Source organism: Moorena sp. SIO4A1 (genome assembly GCF_010672065.1).
Taxonomy (GTDB): Bacteria; Cyanobacteriota; Cyanobacteriia; order Cyanobacteriales; family Coleofasciculaceae; genus Moorena.
In genome coordinates, this window is the sequence record NZ_JAAHHX010000661.1 from 1 (window position 1) to 1,528 (window position 1,528).

The window sequence follows — 1,528 nt, forward strand, 5'->3', positions numbered from 1 at the left end:
TTACCGTAAGAATAGTGGAGCCTTTATAGTCGGTCGGTTATGCAGCATAGGGGAAAGGTTTTGTAGTAAGGCTCCACTATTCTAAGGTTTCGTCTCCAAGGAGACCTCTATTTTTCCTGGCTCCGGCCTGGTTGAACAAGTCATCTCGTTGAATCAAGAATCCCCGTCCTTCCAGGGCGGGGAGTGTCAATTCATCTACACTGCCATGATGGAAAAAAAACAGAGAGTAAACAAAGCGAGAGTTAGCCGCCCAATTAATTGGGTGGGGGTGGAGCGTTCCGGGATTTATCAAGGGCTTTCGTGTTAAAATGGACTAGCGAGTAAGAACAAGGTTGGTTGCGTTGATTTTTTGCGCTTTACGGTGAGATACCAGCCAGTAAGAGACGGGGTTAATTCTACCTACTCCTCAAGGAACAGGCAAGCAATGCAGCAAAAAGGAGCTGTCACTTTAATGGAACACATACCAGGGAACAGTTGCTAGTGGTGCTTCAGGGGGGGCTTCATGTTTCGCTTCGTACCCAGGCTTAGGTTGCTGCCCGTAATGCACCACTGCTGAGTCAAACAACTTTTAGGAGATGCACCCGAACACAGACCAGGGAACAGGCAAGATGCCTGTTCCACAAAACTCTTAAAATCATTCTATTATTAAGCAACGCCCTCAGGTTAATTACTCTGAGCAGTGGTGCTGGTGGGAACAGTCAGATTAATACTAAAAGGCACACTTTGTCGATTCTCTTCTTCGCCCCAAAGCAAGGTTCCAGTCAATTGGTATTGTCCAGCTGTCAATTCCTTGGCATGACTAGGATATCCGATAGAAATCTTCCGTTCCCCCCCAGCAATAACTGTCCATTCGTTTTGTTTGCCAGTGGTGACCGTAGTGCTTCCCTGTTTCAGAGTCCACTCCACCTTGGGACGTGCAGAGGCATTGCCACTGTTGCTAACCTGTAACAGAATCTGCTTACTCTTGTGATCAAAGCTCGCTTCCTCTACGGTCAATTTGGGAGAAATATCTCCATGACGTACATAGACAGTGACACCAACGCGAGGTACGATGCCCATACTTACACCACGACTATTATTCTGAGAATGTTCCAGATTTTCTGTGAAAATCACTGCCCGATATTCCCCTTTATCCATACTAGGAGGAAAGCGGGAAATCATGCGGATGCGGCGAGTTACTCCTGGTTCTACTACCAACTCACGAGGGGAGAATTGTAGATAAGGGGTTAAGTCATTAGAGCTAGATTCCAACGCCTCAAACCCATTTTCATCGTAGGTGAAAGGTGTCGCATAGACACGGGCTCGAAACGCCTTATTACTGCGATTGGTGACGTTGATGATACCTTTGGCTTGACCTCGTTCTGCTTCTTCTTCAATAACTAAAGGAGAAACTTGAACCTGAGCTTTAGCTAATCCGGGAAACAGCACCAGTGCAGATAAAGCGCAGCTACCTAAATAGGATATTAAATGTTGATTGAGTTTAATCATTTCTAGGGAACAGGGAATCGGGAATCGGGAATCGGGAAGA

Annotated in this window: 2 protein-coding genes; both read right to left on the minus strand. The window is 46.3% G+C overall.

What is annotated here, in order from left to right:
* Positions 1-76: 76 nt before the first annotated feature.
* Complete coding sequence (locus F6K53_RS41680) at positions 77-292, minus strand: hypothetical protein (RefSeq protein ID WP_293086275.1); 216 nt, start codon at positions 290-292, stop codon at positions 77-79.
* Between the two features lie 371 nt (positions 293-663).
* Positions 664-1,528, minus strand: an 865-nt coding sequence (locus F6K53_RS41685) for a hypothetical protein (protein ID WP_366511439.1), incomplete at its 5' end; no start/stop codon positions are given.